We start from the raw sequence: 22,311 nt of genomic DNA on the forward strand, positions 1-22,311 counted from the left end.
ACAGGACCGGCGCCATGCTTCAGACCAGTTCCGCCTCGGCTACCCTCCCGCCGGCGCCCGCTCTCGGGGCTCAGCCGATGCTGGCGATCCGCGACCTGCACTCGGCCTACGGCCAGAGCGAGGTGCTGCACGGCCTCGACATCAGCATCGCACCCGGCGAGATCGTCGCCGTGATGGGCCGCAACGGCATGGGCAAGACCACGCTGATGAAGACCCTGATGGGGATCGTCCCAGTGAAGTCCGGCACCATCACCGTCGACGGCCGGGACATCACCGCCCTCAAGAGTCACCAGCGCGTGGCGGGCGGCCTCGCCTATGTGCCGCAGGGTAGGATGATCTTCTCGGCCATGACGGTGCAGGAGAATATCGAGACGGGCCTGACCGTCACCAAGGAGCGCAAGGTTCCGCAGGATCTATACACGATGTTCCCGGTCCTGCTGGAGATGAAGGCAAGACGCGGCGGCAACCTTTCCGGCGGCCAGCAGCAGCAACTGGCCATCGCGCGGGCGCTGGCCAGCCGGCCGAAGGTGCTCCTCCTCGACGAGCCGACCGAAGGTATCCAGCCCTCGATCATCCGGGAGATGGGACGGACCCTGAAGAAGATCCGCGACGAGCGCGGCCTTTCCATCGTCGTCTCGGAGCAGGTGCTGAGCTTCGCCCTCGACGTCGCCGACCGGGTGCTGGTCATCGAGAACGGCCACATCGTCCACGAGGCGATGCGGGCGGATATCGACGAGGCACAGGTCGCCCGCTTCCTCTCGGTCTGATCGCCGGGGCAGCATCCGCCCGCCGTTCCGCAACACAGCTCCAGGGAGCCCCCATGGCGGATTACGAGATCTTCGAACTCGGCGACTATGTGCTCCAATGCGGTAAGACGCTGCGCAAGGCCAAGCTCGCCTTCAAGACCTTCGGAACGCTCAACGCGGCCAAGGACAACGCCATTGTCTATCCGACCTGGTATTCGGGCCAGCACACGGAGAACGAATGGTTGATCGGGCCGGGCAAGGCCCTCGACCCGGACAAATACTTTATCATCATCCCGAACATGTTCGGCAACGGGCTCTCGTCCTCGCCGAGCAACACGCCCGCCCCCTGGGACGGGCCGCGCTTTCCCAATGTGACGGCCTACGACAACGTCGTGGCCCAGCACCGCCTCGTCACCGAGCATTTCGGCATCGAGACGCTGGTGCTGGTGACGGGCTGGTCGATGGGTGCGCTCCAGACCTACCATTGGGGCGCGCTCTATCCCGACATGGTCCCGCGCATCCTGCCGTTCCAGGGTTCGGCCAAGTGTTCGCGGCACAACTTCGTCTTCCTCGAAGGGGCGAAGGCCGCCCTCCAGGCGGACGCCGCTTTCGCGGAGGGCTGGTACACCTCGCCGCCGAACAAGGGGCTGCGCGCCTTCGGCCGGGTCTATGCCGGTTGGGGCCTGTCGCAGACCTTCTACCGGATCGAAGCCGACCTGACCCATATGGGCTACGCGTCCCTGGAGGATTTCCTCGTCGGGTTCTGGGAAGGCCTGTTCTACTCGCGTGACGCCAACGATCTGCTGGCCATGCTCTGGACCTGGCAGAACGGCGATATCGGCGCCAACCCGGTCTTCAAGGGCGACACCAAGGCTGCGCTTGCCGCGATCCGCGCCAAGGCGATCCTGATGCCGGCCTCCACCGACCTGTACTTCCCGCCGGAGGACAACCGGATCGAGGCGGAATCGATGCCGAACGCCGAGTTGCGGGTCATCGAGACCTGGTGGGGCCATTTCGCCGGCGGCCCCGGCACCAGCCCCGACGACATCGCCACGCTCGACGCCGCGCTCAAAGAGCTGCTCGCGAGCTGAACGCCGGGCCGCGCCGCCAAGGGCGCCGCCGGCCATCGTCTACGGCCCGCCGGATGAGCCGGCCGGCCCAAACGGGGCGCACGCCCCGGTCACGCCAGAGGGAGTCGAACAACGATGGCTGAGACCCTGATCAAGGTCGACCTGACGCAGTCGGCCTACGACAACGACATGGTCCACAATCGCTGGCACCCGGACATTCCGATGGTGGCCATGGTCAAGCCCGGCGACGACTTCATCGTCGAAACCTATGACTGGACCGGCGGCTTCATCAAGAACAACGATTCCGCCGACGACGTGCGCGACATCGACCTGTCCATCGTCCACTTCCTCTCCGGCCCCATCGGCGTCGAGGGCGCGGAGCCCGGCGATCTCCTGGTGGTCGATCTCCTCGATATCGGCGCCAAGCCCGAGAGCCAGTGGGGCTTCAACGGCTTCTTTTCCAAGAAGAACGGCGGCGGCTTCCTCGACGAACACTTCCCCCAGGCGCAGAAGTCGATCTGGGATTTCGAGGGCATGTTCACCAAGTCGCGCCACATCCCCGGCGTGCGGTTCCCCGGCCTGATCCATCCCGGCCTGATCGGCTGCCTGCCCGATCCGAAGATGCTGGACACCTGGAACACCCGCGAGAAGGCGCTCTACGACACCAATCCCGGCCGGGTGCCGGCGCTCGCCACCCTGCCCTTCGGCCCCACCGCCCATATGGGCCGGCTCAAGGGCGAGGCGAAGGACAAGGCCGCGGCGGAAGGCGCCCGCACGGTGCCGGGCCGCGAGCATGGCGGCAATTGCGACATCAAGGATCTGTCGCGCGGCTCGAAGATCTACTTCCCCGTCTACGTTCCGGGCGCCGGCCTCTCCATGGGCGACCTGCATTTCAGCCAGGGCGATGGCGAGATCACCTTCTGCGGCGCCATCGAGATGGCGGGCTGGGTCCATCTCAAGGTCAGCCTGATCAAGGACGGCATGTCGAAATACGGGATCAAGAACCCGATCTTCAAGCCGTCGCCGATGACGCCCAAATTCGACGATCACCTGATCTTCGAGGGCATCTCCGTCGATGAATACGGCAAGCAGCATTACCTCGACGTGACCGTGGCCTACCGCCAGGCCTGCCTCAACGCCATCGAATACTTGAAGAAGTTCGGCTATTCGGGCGCCCAGGCCTATTCGATCCTCGGCACCGCCCCGGTCCAGGGCCACATCTCCGGCGTCGTCGACATCCCCAACGCCTGCGCCACGCTCTGGATTCCGACGAAGATCTTCGACTTCGACATCAATCCGGGTGCGGACGGGCCGATCAAGCATATCGACGGCTCGATCCAGATGCCGCTCTCGCCGGATCTTTGAGAGGCGGTTCTGCCCTTCAGTCGAGCGCGTCCCCCTCCTCCTTGTGGGGAGGGGTTAGGGGTGGGGGTGGCTCCGCCAGCCTCCAGAGGTCGAGGGTCACCCAACCACCCCCACCCTCGATCCCTCCCCACAAGGGGGAGGGAAGGCGCGCGACGCATGCGATGCATGAGACCGAAGGCCCTTTAGGGGGAAGTACGTTTCCCCCGTCGCGTCGCCCATTGTCGATCCTTCGAGAGGCCCCCATGCCCGTCTACGATTATGCCTGCGACGCCTGCGGGCCCTTCACGGTGCTGCGCCCGATGGCGCAGTTCAAGGACCCGCATGACTGCCCCGATTGCGGCTCGTCCTGCGGCCGCGCCTTCCTCACCGCGCCCAACCTCGCCTCCATGGATGCAGGCCGGCGCAAGGCGCATGCGGTCAACGAGCGGAGCGCCCACGCGCCCCGCAAATCATCGGGGCACGGAGCCGGCTGCGGCTGTTGCTCGGGGGCCTCGAAAACCAAGCAACCGGCGGCCGCGAAAAGCTTCCCCAACGCGCGGCCGTGGATGATCAGCCACTGAAAGCTGCCACACCCTCCCCCCTCTGCGGGGAGGGAAACGGCGCATTGCACTCCCGAATCCAGGAGAACCCCACCCATGATGCACGGCGACATTTCCTCGAGCAACGACAGCGTCGGCGTCGCGGTCGTCAACTATAAGATGCCGCGTCTGCACACGAAGGCAGAAGTGCTGGAGAACGCGCGAAAGATCGCCGACATGGTGGTGGGCATGAAGTCCGGCCTGCCCGGCATGGATCTTGTTATCTTCCCCGAATACTCGACCCACGGGATCATGTATGACGGCAAGGAGATGTACGAGACCGCATCCGCCGTGCCCGGCGAGGAGACCGCGATCTTCGCCGAGGCCTGCCGGAGGGCGGGTGTCTGGGGCGTGTTCTCGCTCACCGGCGAGCGCCACGAGGAGCATCCGAACAAGGCGCCCTACAACACCCTCATCCTGATGAACGACCAGGGTGAGATCGTGCAGAAATACCGCAAGATCATGCCCTGGACCCCGATCGAGGGCTGGTATCCGGGCGATTGCACCTATGTCTCGGACGGGCCGAAGGGCCTCAAGATCAGCCTCATCATCTGCGACGATGGCAATTACCCCGAGATCTGGCGCGACTGCGCCATGCGGGGCGCCGAGCTCATCATCCGCTGCCAGGGCTACATGTATCCGGCCAAGGAGCAGCAGATCCTGATGTCGAAAGCGATGGCTTTCGCCAATAACACCTATGTGGCCGTGGCCAATGCGGCCGGCTTCGACGGCGTCTATAGCTATTTCGGCCATTCGGCGATCATCGGCTTCGACGGCCGGACGCTCGGCGAATGCGGCACCGAGGAGATGGGCGTTCAATATGCCGCCCTCTCGAAGTTCCTCATCCGCGACGCCCGCGCCAACATGCAGTCGGAGAACCATCTCTTCAAACTGCTGCACCGTGGCTATACGGGCATGATCAACTCGAAAGAAAACGAGCCCGGCAAGGCCGATTGTCCCTACGACTTCTATCGTCGCTGGATCGAGGACCCAGCCGGCACCCGCGAGGCGGTCCGCGCCATCACCCGCCCCGATCTCGGCACGCCGGAATGCCCGATCGAAGGCATCCCCAACGCCGCCAAGTAGGATTTTGCGAAAAGCCTGTTTGCGGTGGTTGTCCAAGATCTTACCTCATCCTGACGTGCCGCGTAGCGGCCTCGAAGGAAGGGCTCCAGGGATCGCGCGATGACTGGAGGGCTCCTTCGAGGCCCGCTGACGCGGGCGCCTCAGGATGAGGGGGCTGATTGGATGATCGATTCGGGCATGAGCGTCCGCCGAGAAATTCGATCGAGCAGCCTCTAAACCAGGTCTCGATGAGCCCGATCCATGCGTCGCGCTGATCGAGACTTGGTTTGAGTAGATCAGTGGAAGCGGACCGTCGGCGCGGTCTCGATCGGCACGTCGATCCGGCAGCGCAGGCCTTCGGCTTGGAAATCGAGCTCGACCGAGCCCGCGAGTTCGCGGGCGATGCCGCCGGTGATGAGCCGGGTGCCGAAGCCGCGGCGCTTCGGCTGCGCCACGGCCGGGCCGCCGCGTTCCCGCCACTCGATTTCCAGCCGCCGCCCACCCATGCCATCCTCAGTGACGCGCCAGATCACCGACAGGCGGCCCTGGCTGCCTGACAAGGCGCCGTATTTCGCCGCGTTGGTGGTGAGTTCGTGGGCGGTCATCCCCAAGGCCAGCACGTAGCGCGGCGGCAGGTCGATATCGGGGCCGACGAGTTCCATATGGTCCGCCGAGCTGCGGTAGGGGCTGAGCTCGTTCTCGAGCACGGCGCGGAGCGGCGCGCCGGTCCAGTCGTCGCGGGTCAGGAGATCGTGGGTCTTCGACAGAGCGAGGATGCGGCCCTCGAACTGCGCCGCCTGCTCCTCGCCGCCGCGCGATTGCCGGGCGAGGGACTGGACCGTGGCGAGGGTGTTCTTCACCCGGTGATTCAGCTCGTGCATCATCGTCACCTGCTGCTCCTGCAGGCTGCGCGTGCGTTCGAGTTCGGCTCGCAGACCGTCCTCGTGCTTCTCGAGCGTGGCGGCCATGGCGTCGAAAGCCTGGCCGAGCTGGCCGAATTCGGAGCGGCCCGTCAGGCCCGACCGGGCGAAGAGCTGGCCGGAACGCCAGGCGCGGGACGCCTTCAACAGCCGCCGCACCGGCTTGCGGATGAAGACGCGGCCGCCGATCAAGGCCGCCACGATGGCGACGAGCGTCCCGAGGAAGATCAGGATCACGCCGCGCCGCGTCGCCGCATCGATATCGGCGAAGGCGGTATCGCGGGCGAGGCCCACAGCGACGGTCATCCCGTCGAGGGCGCCATCGGGACGGACCACGCTGGTGATGCGGCGGATTCCGTTGAGACCGGGCATCTCGACGGCGCTTCCGAGGGTGCTGGCCCTGTCCAGACCGGACGCGAAGGCGGCCGGCATCGTCTGACCGACCCAGGAGCCGAGATCGGGATTCTGGACGATGATGGTGCCGCTGCGGTCGGTCACCGTCACGGCGGCGTCCTTGGGCAGCCCGGCATGGGCCAGCCGCTCGCCCAGCCAGGCGGGATCGAAGCCGAAGATGAGCAGGCCGGAGGACCTGTCGCTGGAATCCCGGATCGGATAGGCGAACTGGATGGTGGGAACCCGGCTGCCGCGACCGACCACATATTCCCCGATCACCGGCACGCCCGACTGCATCGCTTTCTGGAAATAGGTCCGGTCTGCGATGGAATAGGCGCCCTGCTCCATTCCCAGGCTGTTGCAGACGAGCTGCCCCTTCGCATCCGCCACGATGAGGATCGTGGCACCGGAAAGCTTTCGGATGATGGAGCGCAGGAAGCTGGTGCACCCCGCCGCTTCCTGGTCGCGGATGAACGGAGCCTCCGCGAGGATATCGAGGAGCTGGCGCATGCCGCTGGCGAACTGGGTGAGGTCTTCCGCCACCGCGCGGGCGTTGCGCATTGCCGAGGCCGTCACGGCATCCTCGCGGGCGCTGCGCAGCGCGTGCTCGTTGAAGCTCTGGACCGCGATGGCAGGGACGAGGGCGAGCACGACCAGCGCGACGATACGGGATGTGAGCGTCATGACGGGAGGTCGGCCATGGGGAACGTTTCAGCCAGACGGACCCGGTTCGGCCGACCGAATCAGCTTGGCCATAATACTGTATGCCTGACTTGGCGGACCAGCCGTATGGGCAATTTGGCGCGGCGCCGGGATTTCTCCGTGACGGTGAACGCTTAATCGTCCCTGTCGAGGCTGGACCGGCGCTCCGGCTGCGGCCACAACCGCGTCAGCGTGAAGGCCCTGAGCGTGACAGCACCGAGGAAGATCACATGAGCGACCGCATCACTCTCAAGGCCGGAGACGGCACCGTGGCGGTGGTCGCGGCGTCCGGTGCCGAGCCCGTCTCCTGGCAGGTGGGTGGGCGGGAGTATCTCTGGAACGGAGATCCGGCGCATTGGAACCGGCATGCGCCCTGGCTCTTCCCGGTGGTCGGCGCCTCGTCCGGCGGCGTGGTCCGGGTGGATGGCATGGCCTATCCGATGGGCCAGCACGGCTTTGCCCGCGACCTGCCCTTCACGATCGTCTCGCAGAGCGACGACAGCGTCACGTTGCGCCTCATCGAGAGCGAGGCGACGCGCGCCCGTTACCCCTATCCGTTCCAACTCGACATCACCACGCGGGTCGGCCCGGCCCATCTCGATTTCGAGATCTGGATCGAGAATACCGGTGGGACGAACCTGCCCTACGCCCTGGGCTTCCATCCGGCCTTCCCCTGGCCCTTCGCCGGCGGGGAGCGCAAGGCGGGTGGTGGCTACGCGGTGGAGTTCGAGCACCCCGAACGGGCGCTGGCGCCGGAGGTGGGGGATGGCGGCCTGCTCCTGCGCCAGGAGCGTCCGTTCCCCCTCGAAGGCCGCATCCTGCCCCTCGATCCCGACCTATTCGCCGAGGCCATCGTCCTGCGCGATGCGGCGAGCGCACGGATGCGCTTCACCGCGCCCGACGGAAGCGCCATCCGCATGGATGTCTCGGATTTCCCGCATCTCGCCATCTGGACGAAGCCCACGGCGCCGTTCCTGTCCCTGGAATGCTGGACCGGCCATGCCGATTGGGCCGGGTTCGACGGCGACCTGACCCGCCGGGATTCACAGCGCCCCATCGCCCCCGGCCAGCGCGTCCGCCACGGGGTCAGCCTTACCCTGGAAGGTCCCCGCTCATGATCCGCCCCGTCGACGAGAACGGCTTCTCGGCCGAAGCCTGGGCGCGCAACGAGACGGCCTACGAGGCCATCCGGACGATGCCGTTCAATGCCGAGCTCGCCGCCGGCACCCTCGGCGAGGCTCGCTTTCGCCACTACATCCTGCAGGACGCGCATTACCTCATCGGCTTCGGCCGGGCGCTGGCCCTGGCGGCGGCGAAGTCGCCGGAGCCCGAGGGCATCGTGCAGTTCGCCAAGGCCGCCGAGACGGCGATCGTGGTCGAGCGCTCCCTCCATGGCGGCTTCTTCCGGGATTACGGCATCACGGCCGAGACCTTCGCGGCGACGCCGCTCTCGCCGGCCTGCGACCATTATGTCTCGTATCTCCTCGCCACGGCCTATGCCGAGCCCTACGAGGTCCTGCTCGGCGCCCTGCTCCCGTGCTTCTGGATCTATGCCGAGATCGGCACCGACATCCTGTCACGGGCAGGCACCGGCAATCCCTACGCCGCCTGGATCGACACCTACGCGGGCGAGGAATTCGGCACCGCCGTCGCCGAGATGATCGCGACCACCGATTCCGCGGCGCTCGGGGTCTCGGCCTCGCTGCGTGAGCGGATGCACCGCGCTTTCTCCCGCGCGACGCAGCTCGAATGGATGTTCTGGGACAGCGCTTACCGCGAGGCGGCCTGGCCGGCCTGACCGTCGGGACGCCCGACCCCGGAACAAGGCGGAGGAATTCGCACCGGCTTCGGCACTCCCGGCTTGACGATGCGGACGATGCCGTCGCGCAGGGAGAGCATGTGGCCGCGCTCCACATCGGTCCAGCACTCGTCGCGGGTGAGCGCCTTGGTGGCGATGACGGTCACCACGTCGTCGGTCCGCGTCTCCTGCGCGAAATCCACGTGCCAATCCTCGTCGATGAGGGTCGCGGTGCCGAAGGGCGCGCAGCGGGTGAGGTAGCACAGGCGCTTGCCGCAATGGGCATAGAGCGTCCGGCTGTCGCTGAGCAGCATGTTGAACACGCCGAGCCCGTGCAGCTCGGCGCAGAGTTCAGCGACGGCATTGTCGAGCCGCGCCGGGCTCGGCAGGCTCGGATAGCGGGTTTGCAGCCGGTCGAGCATCCAGCAGAACGCGTATTCGCTGTCGGTGGAGCCCACCGGCTTGAACCAGGTCAGCGGCCACTTCTTCACGCCCTTGAGTTGGCCGTTATGGGCAAAGGTCCAGCGCCGGCCCCAGAGCTCGCGGCTGAACGGATGGGTGTTCTCGAGCCCGACCCGCCCGCGATTGGCCTTGCGCACATGCGCGATCACGATCCGGCTCTTGATCGCGTAGTCGCGCAGCAGCTTGGCGAGGACCGAGCGCGCGCTCGGCTCGGGCTCGTGGAAGGCGCGCGCGCCCCGCCCCTCGTAGAAGGTGATGCCCCATCCGTCGGCGTGAGGCCCGGTCTCCCCGCCGCGCCGGGCGAGGCCCGCGAAGGAGAAACGGATGTCGGTGGGCACGTTCGCGCTCATGCCGAGCAATTCGCACATGGAGGTTCGGGGACTTCGCGTGGGAGGAACGGGTGGGCTTGCGGAGGACGGAGTCCTTGGGGAGACCGCCAAGCTACCCACTCTAGAGGATTTTCCCACCCGCGGGAGCCGGTAATCCTTCCGAAACGCTCCGCTTCACGCAAACAGCCTTCCTCGCGCAGAAAGCCTTGGTCGGCACCGAGAAAGCGCACGACCTTCGGAGGCCATTTCCTCCTGGGATGTAAACGCCGCCGGACCCGCGCGGTCCGGCGGCGCAATGACCGCCGTAAGGTTCAGAACCGATAGGTGAAGTTGCCCTTCACGGCATGGTCCTGCGCCCGCTCGCCCACCTGGCCCGTATAGGACACACCGAGCGTGGTGCCGCGCGCCACCCGCACGTCGAGCCCGGCTTGTGCCACCAGGGCGTCCCGGCCGATCGGCGTGCCCGTGATGAGGAAGCTCGGCCCCGTGCCGAAGCTCAGGAGGGCTTTCGGCACCACGTCGCCATAGGCCCGGCGATAGCCAACCAACCCGTTCAGCGAGACCGGCGCACCGGACCCGAGATCGAAGCTGGTCTGGCCGCGCAGGCCCAACGTCGAGGTCGCCACCTCGGTGGTCTGCGCCGCGCTCGTCAGCGCCGCGAGCCCACCCGCTTCGGTGAAGCGGTCGCGCCCGATCGACACGTAGGCCCCGCCCAGGAAGGGCTCGATATAGGTCGGCTGGACCGGGGCCGGAGCCGCCCCGCCCTTGGCGACCAGGACGGGCTGGGCAGCGCCCAGGAAGAAGCGGTAGCCCACCTCGCCGAAGCCCTGCACGGTCGAGCCGCCGTAGCGGGCCGTGTCGTTGTCGGAGAACCCGGCGAAGCTCACGACCCGGCTCATGCGGCTCGACTGGTCGGCATAGACCGCACCGAGGCGTAGCGCGAAGGCCCCCCGCTCGAAGCCGCCATAGACGCCGCCGAAGCCGCTTTCGATCGTGCCCGATGAGAGGCGCCCTGCGCTGTCGAGGCTGGTCGCGGTGTAGCCACCGGCCACGCCGAGGCGGAAGCCGGTCTCCAGACGGAGATCCGCACCGAGCACGAAGCCGGAGGTCTGGCGCGAGAGCCCGGCGGCGTTGCCGTCGCTCCGGGCCTGGCCGAAGCTGCCGAAACCCTGTCCCCAGAGCCCGAACACGCGCGGGTCGAGAACCCGCACGGGCACGGGCGCCACCGGAGCGGACCGACCCGGCAGGTCGGCCGTGTAAGTGGCCGGCAGGCTGCCGTAATCGGCGACCTCCGCCGCGCCCCAGCGCAGGCGGTCGAGGATGGCCTCGCGCACGAAGAAGGCGGTCTCGAACTGGGCGCTCGCGGCACTGGCGTGGATGTCGCCGGTGAGCGCGCCGAAGGCGGCGCGCGCCTCGGGCGTGGTCAGTCCGACGGTGCGCCCGTAGAGGGCGGAGCCCGCGCCGCCCGCCTGGATGGCGTCGGCGACGCCGGCCTGATTGCGGGTCTGGGCGATGGTGGAGAAGGCGATGTCGTTGCGGGTCAGCGTCAGGTCGACCGCGCCCGCGCTTTAGCGGAGGGTCGGGGTGAGGAAGGCGAAGTTGGAGGTGACGCCGGCGAACTGCCCCGTGACGCCGCGGGCGGCGGTCAGGACGGTGTAGCTCGTGCGCGGGTCGTAGCGGCCCGCACCGGCCAGCACCTGGACGGTGCCGCCGTCGAGGGTGGCGGTGCCGGTCGCCGCGACGCGGTCGGACTGGCCGGCGGCATTGGCTTCGACCTGCAAGGTGGAACCGGGCGCGAAGCTGGCATTGCCGGCCACGTTGAGGGTGCCGATGGAATTGCCCGGCGCCACCGCCGCGCCGGACCGGGCCACGAGCCCGCCCACCGTGCCGGTGCCGCCGATGGCGGCGCCCGCGCCCACCGTCACCACGGAATGCGCGAGGCTGCCGTTCACGTCCAGACGCCCCTGCGCGACGCCCGTGAGGCCGCTGAACGTGCTGGTGCCGGTGAGGTTGAGAGTACCGGATCCGGCCTTGGTCAGGATGCCGGTGCCGGCGATGGAATTCGCCAGCGTTCCGTCGGTGGCCTGGTCGAGGATCAGGCTGGCATTGTCGGTGATGGCACCCGAGCCGAGGCTGGCGGCGGAGGCGACGAGGGTACCGCCCGCGATGGTGGTGCCGCCCGAATAGGTGTTCGTGCCGGTGAGGGTGAGCGTGCCGGTGCCGGCCTTCGTCAGGGAGCCGGTTCCGCCGATATCGTTCCGCCAGGTGTCGCTGGCGTCGTACCCGCCCTTGGCGGCGTCCATCGTCACCGTGACGGCGCCGTTGAAGGCGCCGTAGCCGTCCGCCGCCGCTACGAGATTCAGGCGGCCCCAGCCGTCATAGGTGTTGCCGTCGAGCAGCGGGTAGCCCGAGGACAGGCCCGTCGTCGCCAGCACCTCCCGCCGCTGGGCGTCGCTGAGATAGGGGAAGCGGGTGAGGAGCAGAACCTGCGCCTGGACCGGCACCTCGGCGGCCGTCAGGGGCGTGCTGGGTCCGGTCGGCTGGAAGCCGTAGGTCATCCGGGCGGTGTAATCCGCCTTGTTCTGCGCGGCGTTGCCGAAGGAATCGGCCGCTCCGGAGGCCGCGCCTGCGGCGAGGCACCCCGCCACGGTCCCCGCCCCGCAGCTCGCGGCCAGGTAGGATTGGGTCTGCTGGTAGGCCTGATACACGGCGTAGGCGCCGGCATTGGCCGGGTTGGTCCAGTCGATCCGGTTGCCGGCCGCGTCGTAGAGGGCGGCGTAGATGTTGGTGGCGGCGATCGCCGTCGACTGCATGCGGCCGCCCATCACGTCGAGGGGCGAGTGCATGCCGGTCAGAATGCGGTTGTTACCGAGCTCGGAGGCACGGGTCAGGAGTTCCTGCATCCGCTGCGGGACGAGGAAGCCGACACCGAGGCTCTGGAGATAGCCCGAATTGGTGTGGCCGCTCGGATAGCCACCATCCGCGTAGGCATTCGTGGTGTTGGTGCGGGGGTTGAGCAGCGTCGGCACGTCGACCGCCGTGCTGACGCGGAACGGACGGGGCGAGGTCCCGATTCCCGGAACGTACTCGCCGACCCCGAACGTCGTCGGGTTGAAGGCGCCGGTGGAGCCGAAGGAGCCGACATTGGGAGCCGTCAGCGGTCGTCCGCCATTGGCATCGATCATCTCCTGGGTGACTGTGAAGCCCTTCACCCAGCGCTCGGTCGTTCCGTAGACCGCTGGAACGGGGAAATTGGAGAGGTAGCCGGGCACGACGAAGTTCGCCGTGTCCGCGGTGGTCAGGCCCGCCTTGTTCGTGATGGCGTTGTAATCGTTGAAGCGGGGCGCCAGGGGGTCGATGGCCGGATTGGGGCCCTGGTAGCGCCCGAAGACCCGCTTCGACGGTTCCGTCGAAGCATTGGCCCGGACCGTGTTGTCGATGAAGCTGACCGCCGCCGCGAGGGGTGTCGCCGTCCCGTCGCCGAAGCTCGTCGCGCCTCCGCTCGCGCTCGCGCCGGTGCTGAGGTTGGCCGCGTAGTCGGCCAGCGTCGTCGTCGCATAGGTGGTCGGCGTGAGGCTCGTCGGCCGGGTGCCGGTGAACGAGGCCCCGGCCCCGGTGAGGTAGGCGGAGGTGAGGGGGCCGAGCCCGTTCAGGATGCTGTAGGCCTGTACGGTGCGGTCGTCGTGGATCGCCGCCAGGGTCTGGTCCGCATTCCGGGCCTGCGTCATCCCGACCACCGTCTGGTAGTTCTGGATCATGACGGCGGGATTGGACGTCATCAGGCCGATGTAGCTGTCGAGGACGCGCGGAATGACCGTCCCGGGGACGACCGAGGTGCTGTTCGTGAAGCCGATGCCCGGCGAGGTCGGAATCTGCTGCGCCTGCGCACCGACCGGCAGGAGGCACGTCGCGGCAAGCAGGGCGGTCTTGAGTGGTGTGGACACGGAAGCCTCGCACGGAAAAAAGCAGCAGCCTGTTGGCGGCGCGGTGCTAGCTTGGCCGTAAGACGATGCCGTGACGAAAATCGCCTGGCGCGAACACGGCAGGGCATTCGTGGCGCGCGTGTAGCGCCGGATGGCCGTTCCCGGCGCGATGGACGAAGGCTGAAGAACGGCGCTGGGAGAATGGCGGCATCGCCCGCCGAGGTGCGCGCCAGCGCTTTCGCCGCCGCGCCCGATCCTCTAAGCCGCTCAGCGAGCCTCGGTTTCCCGGGGCGATTTGCACAGAGTGCCGATGGACCGGGATCCGATCGCCTTCACCTGGCGGACCGCGCGGAGCGAGCATGTCGCCGCGGTCGGGCTCGCGCTCGGTCTCGGGGGCCCACTCGCGTTTCTCGCGCTGCTGTGCATGCGCGACCTCGTGGGCGTCCAGGTCCACGATACCGAAACGGCGGGCCGGTTCCTGCGAATCACCGCGACGCTGCCGTGGCGGACGGGCGACGCGGAGCCGTTCGTCGCCTTTGCCGGCTGGGCCCTGCCCACGGCCGATCTCGTGCGCGCGGCCTTCCTCGGCCTGGCGGCGGCGGCCCTGGCCTCGGCCGGCCTCGGCTGGGCGGTGGCGCGCCTCTGCTTCCAGGCGCAGGCGCGCACGGTGGCGGCCCTGCATGGTCGGGTCACCGAGGCGATCCTGCGCGCGCCGCCGAGCGCCCGCGACGAGGCGCGCGCCCTGGCGCAGATCCTGGCCGACATGCTGGGCCGCCTCGACACCCTGTTCGGACTGGCGGTCCTGGTGCCGGCGCTGGCGATCGGCAGCGGGATCCTCGCCCTGATTCTCGCCGCGCTGGCCGCCCCGCGCCTGATGCCCACCGTGGCCGTCGGCCTCCTGGCATCCGGGCTCGCCCGCGTCCTGATCCAGCGGCGTGTGCACGATCGCGCGGCTTTGCGTCTACGGGCCGGGGGGGCGGCGGGGCGGGCCCTCGCCGATCTCATCCGGCGGATGCCGGCGGTACGCGCTCACGGCGCGGCGGCCTTCGAGCGCAGCCGCCTCGCCGCCAAGGGGGCCAGCACCCGCGACGCGTTGGCGGCATCGGAATCGCGCCTCGCCTATGCGCGCGCGCCGTCCACGGCACTCGTCATCCTGCTGCCTGCCATCGTCGTGGCGGTGGCGCTCTGGCGCGGGCACGACGGCACGACGATGCCGGTGGAGCCCGGTGCCCTGGTGGCGGCCGGCGGCGGCTTCGCCCTCGCCGTTCTGGCCCTGGCGGTGACGCTACGCCTGCGCTCGATCCATGAGGCCGTGGCGCCGGTCTTCCGGGATCTGGCGGCGACGCTCGTGTCCCTCGAAGGGCGCGGCGGCAACAGGCCCGGCGCCTTCGCCGCTCTGCCGAAGGGAGGGAAACTCGCCGCGTCCGGCGTCGGCGTCTACGATCCCGCCAGCGGCGAACGCCTCGCCGGCGTCGACGTCACCGTGGCGATGCCCTCCCACCTCGCCATCGTGGGCGAGCGCGGCAGCGGCGCGCGGGCACTGGCCGCCCTGCTGGCCGGACAGCTCGAACCCACCGCGGGCGCGGTGACCTATGACGGGATCGACCTGCGCAGCCTCGACCCGGCCGAGCGCGCCAGCCACATCGCGCTGGCCGGCGCCGAGGCGATCCTGATCGAAGGCACGCTGGAACAGAACATCCTCTACGGCGCCGCGCGGCAGGAAAAGCCGTCCGAGGCGGACCTCATCGAGGTGCTGCACCTGACCGGGCTCGACACCTTCGTCTATGCGCGCGGCCTCGAAGGAACGGTGGACCCGAACGCCGAGCCCGGCATCGCCGATTCCATCGTCTCCGCCCGCCACGCCGTGCGCGAGGCCCTGGCTGAGGACAAGGCGGCGCGGCTGGTGGAGCCGTTCGATCCCGCCCGCTACAACCATCAGGCGACGGTGGGCGAGAACATCCTGTTCGGCGAGGCCGTGGGACCGGCCTTCTCCGGCAGCCATATCGCGGCCCATCCCTACCTGCGCGCCGTGCTCGAGGCCGAGGACCTGACCCGGCCATTCACCGAGATCGGGCTGCAGGTGGCGCGCAGCACCATCGAGATTTTCGCGGACCTTCCGGACGACCACCCGCTCTTCGACGCGTTCTCGCTGTTTCCCGCGGCCGAGCGCGGGTTCTTCGAAGATCTCGTCAGCCGTCAGCCGGAGGCGAAGGGCTGGCGCCGGGGCCCGGCGGGCCAGCGCGACCGCAAGCGCCTGATCGGATTGGCGCTTCGCTACAGCGAGACGCGACACCGGTTCGGCCTCATCGACGCCGCCTTCGAGGACCGGATCGTCGCCGCACGCCACTCTTTCGCGCGGCTTCTGCCTCAGAACCTGCGCTCGGCAGTGGAATTCTACGATCCCGATCGGCTGAACCCGGCCGCCAGCCTGGAGGAGAACCTCCTCTTCGGCCGCATCAACGGCGAGGAGGCCGGGGCGGAGCCGCGCGTGCGAGCCCTGGTGCGCCGGGTCCTCGTGCAGCAGGGCCTCGAATCAACCGTCTACCGGCTCGGCCTCGCCAGCCGCGTGGAGCCGGGCATGGGCGGCGGCGGGGCGAGCCTCGGGGAGAACGCCATCGGCTCGCGCGAGCGCATCGGCATCGACCTCGCCCGCTGCCTCGTGCGCAAACCGGACATCGTGGTCGTCGCCATCGCGCTGGACGACGGCAAGGCCGCCGAGATCAGGACGCGCCTCGCCAGCCTGCGCGCGGCGCGAGCCGGCCGCGGCCTCATCGTCTGCCTGCCGAGTACCGATACGCTCGACGCGAACGATCCCTTCGGCGCGGTGCTGCATGTGGAGCGCAACACGGTGATGGCCGCCTGACGGGGCCATGACATGCCCCCCCTGGTCGCCGGTGGCCCGTCCGACATTGCCGGCCGCTGTCCCCTCCGGTCCGCTTCGCCACGCCGCTGCCGCTCAACGGCGGCGAGGCTAGGCGGGCAGGAACGCCATCGCATCCACCTCGACCAACATGTCGGGGAATGCCAGCGCCGCAACGCCGATCAATGCGCTGGCCGGTGGGCATTCGGCGTCGATCCAGCGATCGCGCACCGCCCGGATGATTGGGAGCTGGCTTGGATCATAGTCCCGGACATAGATCGTGAGACGCGCGACGGCGCTGAAATCGGCACCCGCCGCATGGAGCGTCGCCTGCATATTCCGGAACACCCGATCGAGCTGAGTCGCCAGATCCCCGCTGACCACTTCGCCGGCGCCATCGAAGGGGACATGGCCCGAGAGAATGAGCAATCGGCCCTCCGAAACCAGCATTGCCTGCGAGATGCCGGGAATCGAGGGACCGGGCGGATTGATGGGTCGCAGCATCTCGATGCTCCATTGCCGGCATGGGGTGACAACCCACGAATGCAAGGCCGACGATATCTCCCTCCGATGTGATCTTCGCGACAGAGCGTCCCTCGACCCGCCGAACCTCCGCATTTCGGCCGGCGTCGGTGATCGTCGGTCGACCAAAGAAGAAAGGCCGCGGCGCTTCCCCTATTGCCGCCCCATTGGGATGGGATAAGCAAGGCTTCGTGCACCCTGTTGCACGGTGTCGGCGGTCGGTCGGCGCATCCCTCTCCAGGGCCGGGCATGGTCGTTCTACCCTCGCCAGTCGTACAGCGCCGCGCCGTCGCCTGGCTTCTCCTGCTGGCTCTGGGGCTCGCCGCGCCGGGCATCGCACGGGCGCAATCGGCCAAGGCCACGGCTCCGATCCCGGCGGCGACCCTCGCGCTGATGAGCCAGAAGGGCACCAGCGCCTCGGCGCCGGTCCTGTTCAGAGCCTACAAGAAAGAATCCGAGATCGAGGTCTGGAAGAAAGCCGCCAGTGGGCGCTTCGTCCATATCAAGACCTTCCCGATCTGCCGCTGGTCGGGCCAGCTCGGCCCCAAGCGCAAGACCGGCGACCGCCAGACGCCGGAAGGGTTCTACTCGGTGCCCCCGCGCCAGATGAACCCGAATTCGAGCTACTACCTCTCCTTCGATGTCGGCTACCCCAACGCCTATGACCGCGCGCACGGCTTCACCGGTTCGGCCGTGATGGTCCACGGCGTCTGCTCGTCGATGGGGTGTTTCGCCATGACCGACCAGGTGGTCGGCGAGATCTACGCCATCGCCCGCGACGCCTTCGCCGGCGGACAGGCGGCGTTCCAGTTCCAGTCCTACCCGTTCCGGATGAGCGCGGCGAACATGGCCCGCTACCGGACGGACCCGAACATCGCCTTCTGGCGCCAGCTCAAGGAAGGCTCGGACCGGTTCGAGGCGACGGGCGAGGAGCCGAACGTCACCGTCACCGCCGGCCGCTACGCCTTCCTTCCCTATAAGGACCCCGCCCTGGAATCGCTGGTGACGGCGCGCCGGGTGCAGGAGGAGGCCCGCATCGCAAGCTTGGTGGAGGATGGGAGCGCTGCCGTGCGCACCACCTATTCGGACGGTGCACAGCATCCCTTCTGGGCCGCCCTCTCCGCCAAGGGCGTCTCGCTCGGCGATGTCAGCCGGCCCGAGGCCCTCGCCTATGCCGGCCAGGACGTGATCGTGATTCCGGCCCAGCGCCGCCCGGTCCTCGTCGCCGAGGCGGTCTGGTCGCGCTGGATGGTGGCGGCTTCGGTTCCCGCGCTCATGCGGGTGCGCGGGTTCAAGCCGGCCTACGAGACCGAGCCGTCGCGCTTCGCCGCCCTCGTCATGCGCTACGATCAGACCCTGCCGACGATGCTCTCGGCCTCCCTCACCGGACAGATGCCGCCCCCCGCCCCGCCGGCCATCATCGAGACCCTGGCGCAGCGCTAACCCTACGGATAAGCGGGTTCCCCTCTCCCCGCAGGCGGGGCGAGGGGATGCTCACGCCCGGACCGCACGTGGTCGATCAGCTCAGCCGAAGGACTCAGCCGCCGCCCCTCTCACGGTCCCGCGCTCGACAGCCGCGCGGGTGGCGCTCCCCGCAGGGCGGTGCTGACGGGGACGAGGCGAACGCCGCGGGCTTCGAGGTCACTCGCCCAGCGGGCGATCCGCTCGATCGTCATCGGCATGGCGCCCGCCGAGGCCAGCGCGAACCCGGTCGCCTTGGCCTGGGCCTCCAGCCGGGCGAGTTCGCGGTCGATCGCATCCGCCTGCGGCAAGGCATCGAGGACGATCTCGGCGCGGGCGACGGGGATCTTGAGCTTGCCGCCGAGAGACGTCGCCAGCGAGCGCGACGACGCGCCGTCATCCACGAAGCCGAGCCCCCTGGCGCCGATCTCGCGCAGCACCGGTTCGAACGCGGCGGCATCGCCTTCGAGCTTGGCTCCCATGAAGTTCACGAGACCGACATAGCCCCCGAACCGGCTCATGACCCAGGACAGCCGGTCCAGATTTTCCGGCGGTCGCGAACTCGTCAGCATGGTCTGCGGGCCGGGATCGCTGTCGGGATAATCGAACGGCTCCATCGGCGCCTGGACCAGGATCTCATGGCCGAAATCACGGGCGCGGGCGACGCTGCGTTCGAGATCGCCGCCATAGGGTGAGAAGGCGAGGCTGATCGCCGGCGGCAGCTTGGTGATGGCGCCCGCCGTCGCGGCCTGCCCGACGCCGAGGCCCGTGACGAGAATGGCGATGCGCGCGCCCGGCGCGCCCGCATCGGGATCGGGGCGGGCATAGACGTCGAGGGGCCGGCGGCGGCCGTCGCCGATCTTCGGCACGCTGCCATGACGGCCCCGCTCCAGCAGGCGAGGATCAGGGGCGGCCAGGCGCACGGGCTCGCTGTCGGGCACGCGGATGATCACCGCATCGGTGGCGGCGGCACCGGCCGGCCGCACCACACGGACGCCCGAGGCAGTCTCGACCTCGCCGGCCGAACGCGGCGCTGACGACGCGGGCGGAGGCTCGGGGGCCTTCGCCACGGGAGCAGGGGCCGCCGGTTCGCGCAGGGTGATCGCCGCGAAGGCGGCGGGCTCGCCGCCCTGGGGATCACCGGTCACGGCGAGGATCGTGATTCCGATGGCGAGGCCGGCCGCCGCGAGGGCGACCAAGGTCGGCGGGCTCATCCGGGGCATCGAGAGACCGCGCAGCCGCTGGCCGAGCGTGCGGGACGCCGCAGCACTCTTGGTTCCCAGCGGACGGGTCAGGATGTCGTCGGTGGCCACGGTCAGCCGTTTCCCTGAGGGCTCGCGAACGACCGAGGCGGGCTTATCGTGTGAGAAACGAAGCGGCCCGCCGAGTCGGTCTGACCGACATTGCGGGCCGCGCTGGTTAACGTTTCTTTAAATCCCGCGACGCCGGCGGCGTTTCAGGATGGAGCCGTGATCTTCAGTTCGGAACGGCGGCCTTCGGCGTGTTGGCCGCGCCCTTCTGGATACCCCGGATGAAGTCCACGGCCGCGATCAGCTGCTTGTCCTTGGCCGGATCCGGCGGGACGTAAGCCGAGGAACCACCGCGCTCCTCGACATCCTTCTGCTTCAGGTGCCCCTTCAGGCCGGCCTCGCCCTTGGTCTCGTCCTTGCCCTTCAGCTCGTCCGGGATCTCCTGCAGGACCTCCTGGTCCGGCTCGATGCCCTTGGCCTGGATCGAGCGACCCGACGGCGTGTAGTAGCGCGCCGTTGTGAGGCGCAGCGCGCCGCTGCCGCCGAGCGGAATGATCGACTGGACCGAGCCCTTGCCGAAGGAGCGCGTGCCGAGCACGGTGGCGCGCTTGTGATCCTGCAGGGCGCCGGCCACGATCTCGGAGGCCGAGGCGGAGCCGCCATTCACCAGGACGACGATGGGCTTGCCCTTGGTGAGGTCGCCGGACTTGGCCGAGAAGCGCTGGGTCTCGTCTGGGTTGCGGCCACGGGTGGAGACGATCTCGCCCCGGTCTAGGAACGCGTCGGAGACCGACACGGCCTGGTCGAGGAGGCCGCCCGGATTGTTGCGCAGGTCGAGGACGTAGCCCTTCAGCTTGTCCTGGCCCACTTCCCCGGAGAGCTTGTCGATGGCGTTGCGCAGGCCGTCATAGGTCTGCTCGGTGAATTGCGTCAGGCGGATGTAGCCGACATCGCCGCCCTCGGCGCGCGAGCGCACCGGCTTGATCTTGATGACGTCGCGGTTGAGCACGACGTCGATCGGATCCTTGGATTCCTTGCGGGAGATCTTGAGCTTCACCGGCGAGTTCACCGGGCCGCGCATCTTGTCGACGGCCTGGTTCAGGGTGAGACCCTGGACCTGGTCCTCGTCGATCTGCGTGATGATGTCGTTGGTGAGGATGCCGGCCTTGGAGGCGGGGGTGTCGTCGATGGGGCTGACCACCTTGATCAGGCCGTCCTCCATCGTGACCTCGATGCCGAGGCCGCCGAACTCACCCTTGGTCTGCACCTGCATGTCACGGAAGCTCTTCGAGTCCATGTAGCTCGAATGCGGGTCCAGGGAGGTGAGCATGCCGTTGACGGCCGCCTCGATCAGCTTGGCCTCGTCGGGCTTCTCGACATAGTCGGTCCGCACCTTCTCGAACACGTCACCGAACAGGCTGAGCTGGCGGTAGGTCTCGGCGGAAGCCGCCACCGCGCTGGTCCCGGAGAGCAGATGCGTCTGGGTGGCGAGGAGTGAGGAACCGACGCCAAGGAACGCGCCGGCCAGGACTAGGGAAATCTTGCGCATTATCCGCGAACCTTCTCGCTGGGGCTCTTCGCCCACCAAGGCTCCGGATCGATGGAGCCGCCGTCTTTCCTGAACTCGACGTACAAGACCGGTCTGTCGCGGTCGCCCGGTGTGGCGCCCTGGCCGCCCTCACCCATAGCTGCCACCGGTTCCCCCGCAAGCACGAACTGTCCGACCTCGACGTTGATCTGATCCATACCGGCCAGCAGCAGATAGTAGCCATCGCCGGCATTGATGATCAAGAGTCGTCCATACGAGCGGAACTGCCCGGCGAACGACACCCACCCATCGGATGGAGAGGAAACCACCGCCTTCGGGCGGGTCGCGAGCGATATGCCGCGGGTCGTTCCGCCATTGCCGTCGGGCTGGTTGAAGCTGCGCAGCGTCGTGCCGCTCACCGGCCTCGGCACGTCGCCGCGTGTGTCCACGAAGCGGATCTTGGGGGCGAGCCGCGCGGGATCGCGCGTGCCGGCCGCCGCGAACCGCTCCTGGGTCGCCCGCGCTTCCTTCGTCTCGGCGGCGCGGGCCTCCTCCGCCGCCCGGCGGGCCGAGGCGACCTCGTTCTCCATCCGGTCGAGGAGTTCCTTCAGGCTTTTCGCCTGGACACCGAGCTCGGCCGTGCGCGCGCGCTCGGTGACGAGACCACTCTCGACTTCGGCGAGCCGGGTGCGGCGCGCCGTGATCAGGGCGTTGAGCCGCTGCTGCTCCCTGGCCCAGCCGGCGAGGTCGTTCTGCAGACCCTCGCGATCGGCGGCGATGAGCCCCTTCAGCCGCACCATCTCGGTCAGGTCGGCGGCCAGGGTCTCGGCCTCGCCACGCAGTTCGGGCACCACCGCGCCGAGCAGCATCGAGGTGCGGATGACGGCGAGCACGTCCTCCGGCTGGACCAGGACCGCCGGGGGCGGCCTCCGTCCCATGCGCTGCAGGGCGGCGAGGATCTCGGCGATGACGCCCCGTCTGGCTTCGAGGGAGCGGCGGATGCCGGCTTCGCTGGCGGTGAGCGTCTTCAGGCGCTCCTCCAGCCGGCTCATCCTGCCCTCCGTCGCCTGCGCCTGACGGGCGGCGTCGAGGAGGGCCGCATTCAGCTTGGCCCGGTCTCCGGCGACCGAGGCGACCTCCGCTTCGAGCTTCGCCCGCGCACCGGTGGAGGCGGCGAGCTGCTCCTCGATCCGCTTCAGGTTCTCGGCGCGGCGGGCTTTCTCGTCGATGGCGCGCTGGATCGCGTCGGCAGAAGCATCCTGCGGTTTCGGTGCGTCCTGCTGCTTTGGAGCGTCCTGTGCGTAGGCCGGACCGAGCGTCAGCACCGCCATCGCCGCAT

The 22,311-nt window shown here is 68.7% G+C and carries 16 protein-coding genes and 1 pseudogene; 9 read left to right on the forward strand and 8 right to left on the reverse strand.

Features of this window, described 5'->3' with window-relative positions:
- Positions 1 to 14: 14 nt before the first annotated feature.
- From urtE to ACYQR9_RS02805, 5 genes are all read left to right on the forward strand, one after another.
- Entirely contained in the window at positions 15 to 767 is a 753-nt protein-coding gene (gene urtE, locus ACYQR9_RS02785; protein WP_056422257.1) for an urea ABC transporter ATP-binding subunit UrtE, read from the forward strand.
- Between the two features lie 53 nt (positions 768 to 820).
- Positions 821 to 1,837: an alpha/beta fold hydrolase gene (locus tag ACYQR9_RS02790; protein WP_056422260.1), complete on the forward strand. Its 1,017-nt coding sequence runs from the start codon at positions 821 to 823 to the stop codon at positions 1,835 to 1,837.
- A gap of 114 nt (positions 1,838 to 1,951) precedes the next feature.
- The gene (gene fmdA, locus ACYQR9_RS02795; protein WP_056422266.1) at positions 1,952 to 3,181 is read left to right on the forward strand and encodes a formamidase; all 1,230 of its coding nucleotides are present in this window, start codon (positions 1,952 to 1,954) and stop codon (positions 3,179 to 3,181) included.
- Between the two features lie 242 nt (positions 3,182 to 3,423).
- Positions 3,424 to 3,741 (forward strand): FmdB family zinc ribbon protein, encoded by a 318-nt coding sequence (locus ACYQR9_RS02800; RefSeq protein ID WP_018041701.1) that lies wholly within the window; start codon positions 3,424 to 3,426, stop codon positions 3,739 to 3,741.
- Between the two features lie 75 nt (positions 3,742 to 3,816).
- Positions 3,817 to 4,845: an aliphatic amidase gene (locus ACYQR9_RS02805; protein WP_461228615.1), complete on the forward strand. Its 1,029-nt coding sequence runs from the start codon at positions 3,817 to 3,819 to the stop codon at positions 4,843 to 4,845.
- A gap of 275 nt (positions 4,846 to 5,120) precedes the next feature.
- Here ACYQR9_RS02805 and ACYQR9_RS02810 read toward each other — a convergent pair whose 3' ends face one another.
- Complete coding sequence (locus ACYQR9_RS02810) at positions 5,121 to 6,821, reverse strand: sensor histidine kinase (RefSeq protein ID WP_056422270.1); 1,701 nt, start codon at positions 6,819 to 6,821, stop codon at positions 5,121 to 5,123.
- Positions 6,822 to 7,069: 248 nt separating this feature from the next.
- On the opposite strand from ACYQR9_RS02810, the gene ACYQR9_RS02815 reads away from it, so the two are divergent.
- Together ACYQR9_RS02815 and ACYQR9_RS02820 are read left to right on the forward strand one after the other, a co-directional pair.
- On the forward strand, positions 7,070 to 7,957 hold the full coding sequence (locus ACYQR9_RS02815; protein ID WP_461228616.1) for an aldose 1-epimerase family protein: 888 nt from the start codon (positions 7,070 to 7,072) through the stop codon (positions 7,955 to 7,957).
- Complete coding sequence (locus ACYQR9_RS02820; RefSeq protein WP_461228617.1) at positions 7,954 to 8,637, forward strand: TenA family protein; 684 nt, start codon at positions 7,954 to 7,956, stop codon at positions 8,635 to 8,637. Before ACYQR9_RS02815 ends, ACYQR9_RS02820 begins: the two co-directional genes overlap by 4 nt.
- Here the strand turns inward: ACYQR9_RS02820 and ACYQR9_RS02825 are convergent.
- From ACYQR9_RS02825 to ACYQR9_RS02835, 3 genes and pseudogenes are all read right to left on the reverse strand, one after another.
- The gene (locus ACYQR9_RS02825; protein ID WP_461228618.1) at positions 8,610 to 9,467 is read right to left on the reverse strand and encodes a class II glutamine amidotransferase; all 858 of its coding nucleotides are present in this window, start codon (positions 9,465 to 9,467) and stop codon (positions 8,610 to 8,612) included. The two genes, ACYQR9_RS02820 and ACYQR9_RS02825, sit on opposite strands and share 28 nt — an antisense overlap.
- Positions 9,468 to 9,739: 272 nt before the next feature.
- Positions 9,740 to 10,981 (reverse strand): annotated as a pseudogene (locus tag ACYQR9_RS02830) (autotransporter outer membrane beta-barrel domain-containing protein); the annotation flags it as partial.
- A gap of 15 nt (positions 10,982 to 10,996) precedes the next feature.
- Positions 10,997 to 13,372: an autotransporter-associated beta strand repeat-containing protein gene (locus ACYQR9_RS02835; RefSeq protein WP_461228619.1), complete on the reverse strand. Its 2,376-nt coding sequence runs from the start codon at positions 13,370 to 13,372 to the stop codon at positions 10,997 to 10,999.
- A 289-nt stretch (positions 13,373 to 13,661) separates the two neighbouring features.
- Between ACYQR9_RS02835 and ACYQR9_RS02840 the strand changes: the two genes are divergently transcribed.
- Positions 13,662 to 16,214, forward strand: coding sequence for an ATP-binding cassette domain-containing protein (locus tag ACYQR9_RS02840; RefSeq protein ID WP_461228620.1), 2,553 nt, complete (start codon positions 13,662 to 13,664; stop codon positions 16,212 to 16,214).
- A 108-nt stretch (positions 16,215 to 16,322) separates the two neighbouring features.
- Here ACYQR9_RS02840 and ACYQR9_RS02845 read toward each other — a convergent pair whose 3' ends face one another.
- The gene (locus tag ACYQR9_RS02845) at positions 16,323 to 16,715 is read right to left on the reverse strand and encodes a RidA family protein (protein WP_461228621.1); all 393 of its coding nucleotides are present in this window, start codon (positions 16,713 to 16,715) and stop codon (positions 16,323 to 16,325) included.
- Between the two features lie 267 nt (positions 16,716 to 16,982).
- Between ACYQR9_RS02845 and ACYQR9_RS02850 the strand changes: the two genes are divergently transcribed.
- Positions 16,983 to 18,176 (forward strand): L,D-transpeptidase family protein, encoded by a 1,194-nt coding sequence (locus ACYQR9_RS02850; protein WP_461228622.1) that lies wholly within the window; start codon positions 16,983 to 16,985, stop codon positions 18,174 to 18,176.
- A 110-nt stretch (positions 18,177 to 18,286) separates the two neighbouring features.
- On the opposite strand, the gene ACYQR9_RS02855 is transcribed toward ACYQR9_RS02850, so the two are convergent.
- The 3 genes from ACYQR9_RS02855 to ACYQR9_RS02865 all read right to left on the reverse strand — a co-directional run bounded on the left by ACYQR9_RS02855 (position 18,287) and on the right by ACYQR9_RS02865 (position 22,303).
- Positions 18,287 to 19,513: a divergent polysaccharide deacetylase family protein gene (locus ACYQR9_RS02855; RefSeq protein ID WP_461229721.1), complete on the reverse strand. Its 1,227-nt coding sequence runs from the start codon at positions 19,511 to 19,513 to the stop codon at positions 18,287 to 18,289.
- Positions 19,514 to 19,670: 157 nt separating this feature from the next.
- The gene (locus ACYQR9_RS02860) at positions 19,671 to 20,993 is read right to left on the reverse strand and encodes a S41 family peptidase (protein WP_056422300.1); all 1,323 of its coding nucleotides are present in this window, start codon (positions 20,991 to 20,993) and stop codon (positions 19,671 to 19,673) included.
- The gene (locus ACYQR9_RS02865; RefSeq protein WP_461229722.1) at positions 20,993 to 22,303 is read right to left on the reverse strand and encodes a murein hydrolase activator EnvC family protein; all 1,311 of its coding nucleotides are present in this window, start codon (positions 22,301 to 22,303) and stop codon (positions 20,993 to 20,995) included. Before ACYQR9_RS02865 ends, ACYQR9_RS02860 begins: the two co-directional genes overlap by 1 nt.
- Positions 22,304 to 22,311: the final 8 nt, after the last annotated feature.

It is taken from the genome of Methylobacterium sp. CM6241 (assembly GCF_054817845.1).

What these genes read in the sequence shown, in the direction of transcription:
- urtE (WP_056422257.1), top strand. Translation starts at nt 15, where the DNA reads ATGCTTCAGACCAGTTCCGCCTCGGCTACCCTCCCGCCGGCGCCCGCT.
- ACYQR9_RS02840 (WP_461228620.1), top strand. Translation starts at nt 13,662, where the DNA reads ATGGACCGGGATCCGATCGCCTTCACCTGGCGGACCGCGCGGAGCGAG.
- ACYQR9_RS02865 (WP_461229722.1), bottom strand. Translation starts at nt 22,303, where the DNA reads ATGGCGGTGCTGACGCTCGGTCCGGCCTACGCACAGGACGCTCCAAAG.
- ACYQR9_RS02845 (WP_461228621.1), bottom strand. Translation starts at nt 16,715, where the DNA reads ATGCTGCGACCCATCAATCCGCCCGGTCCCTCGATTCCCGGCATCTCG.
- ACYQR9_RS02790 (WP_056422260.1), top strand. Translation starts at nt 821, where the DNA reads ATGGCGGATTACGAGATCTTCGAACTCGGCGACTATGTGCTCCAATGC.
- ACYQR9_RS02850 (WP_461228622.1), top strand. Translation starts at nt 16,983, where the DNA reads ATGGTCGTTCTACCCTCGCCAGTCGTACAGCGCCGCGCCGTCGCCTGG.
- ACYQR9_RS02825 (WP_461228618.1), bottom strand. Translation starts at nt 9,467, where the DNA reads ATGTGCGAATTGCTCGGCATGAGCGCGAACGTGCCCACCGACATCCGT.
- ACYQR9_RS02820 (WP_461228617.1), top strand. Translation starts at nt 7,954, where the DNA reads ATGATCCGCCCCGTCGACGAGAACGGCTTCTCGGCCGAAGCCTGGGCG.
- ACYQR9_RS02815 (WP_461228616.1), top strand. Translation starts at nt 7,070, where the DNA reads ATGAGCGACCGCATCACTCTCAAGGCCGGAGACGGCACCGTGGCGGTG.
- ACYQR9_RS02800 (WP_018041701.1), top strand. Translation starts at nt 3,424, where the DNA reads ATGCCCGTCTACGATTATGCCTGCGACGCCTGCGGGCCCTTCACGGTG.
- ACYQR9_RS02810 (WP_056422270.1), bottom strand. Translation starts at nt 6,821, where the DNA reads ATGACGCTCACATCCCGTATCGTCGCGCTGGTCGTGCTCGCCCTCGTC.
- fmdA (WP_056422266.1), top strand. Translation starts at nt 1,952, where the DNA reads ATGGCTGAGACCCTGATCAAGGTCGACCTGACGCAGTCGGCCTACGAC.
- ACYQR9_RS02805 (WP_461228615.1), top strand. Translation starts at nt 3,817, where the DNA reads ATGATGCACGGCGACATTTCCTCGAGCAACGACAGCGTCGGCGTCGCG.
- ACYQR9_RS02860 (WP_056422300.1), bottom strand. Translation starts at nt 20,993, where the DNA reads ATGCGCAAGATTTCCCTAGTCCTGGCCGGCGCGTTCCTTGGCGTCGGT.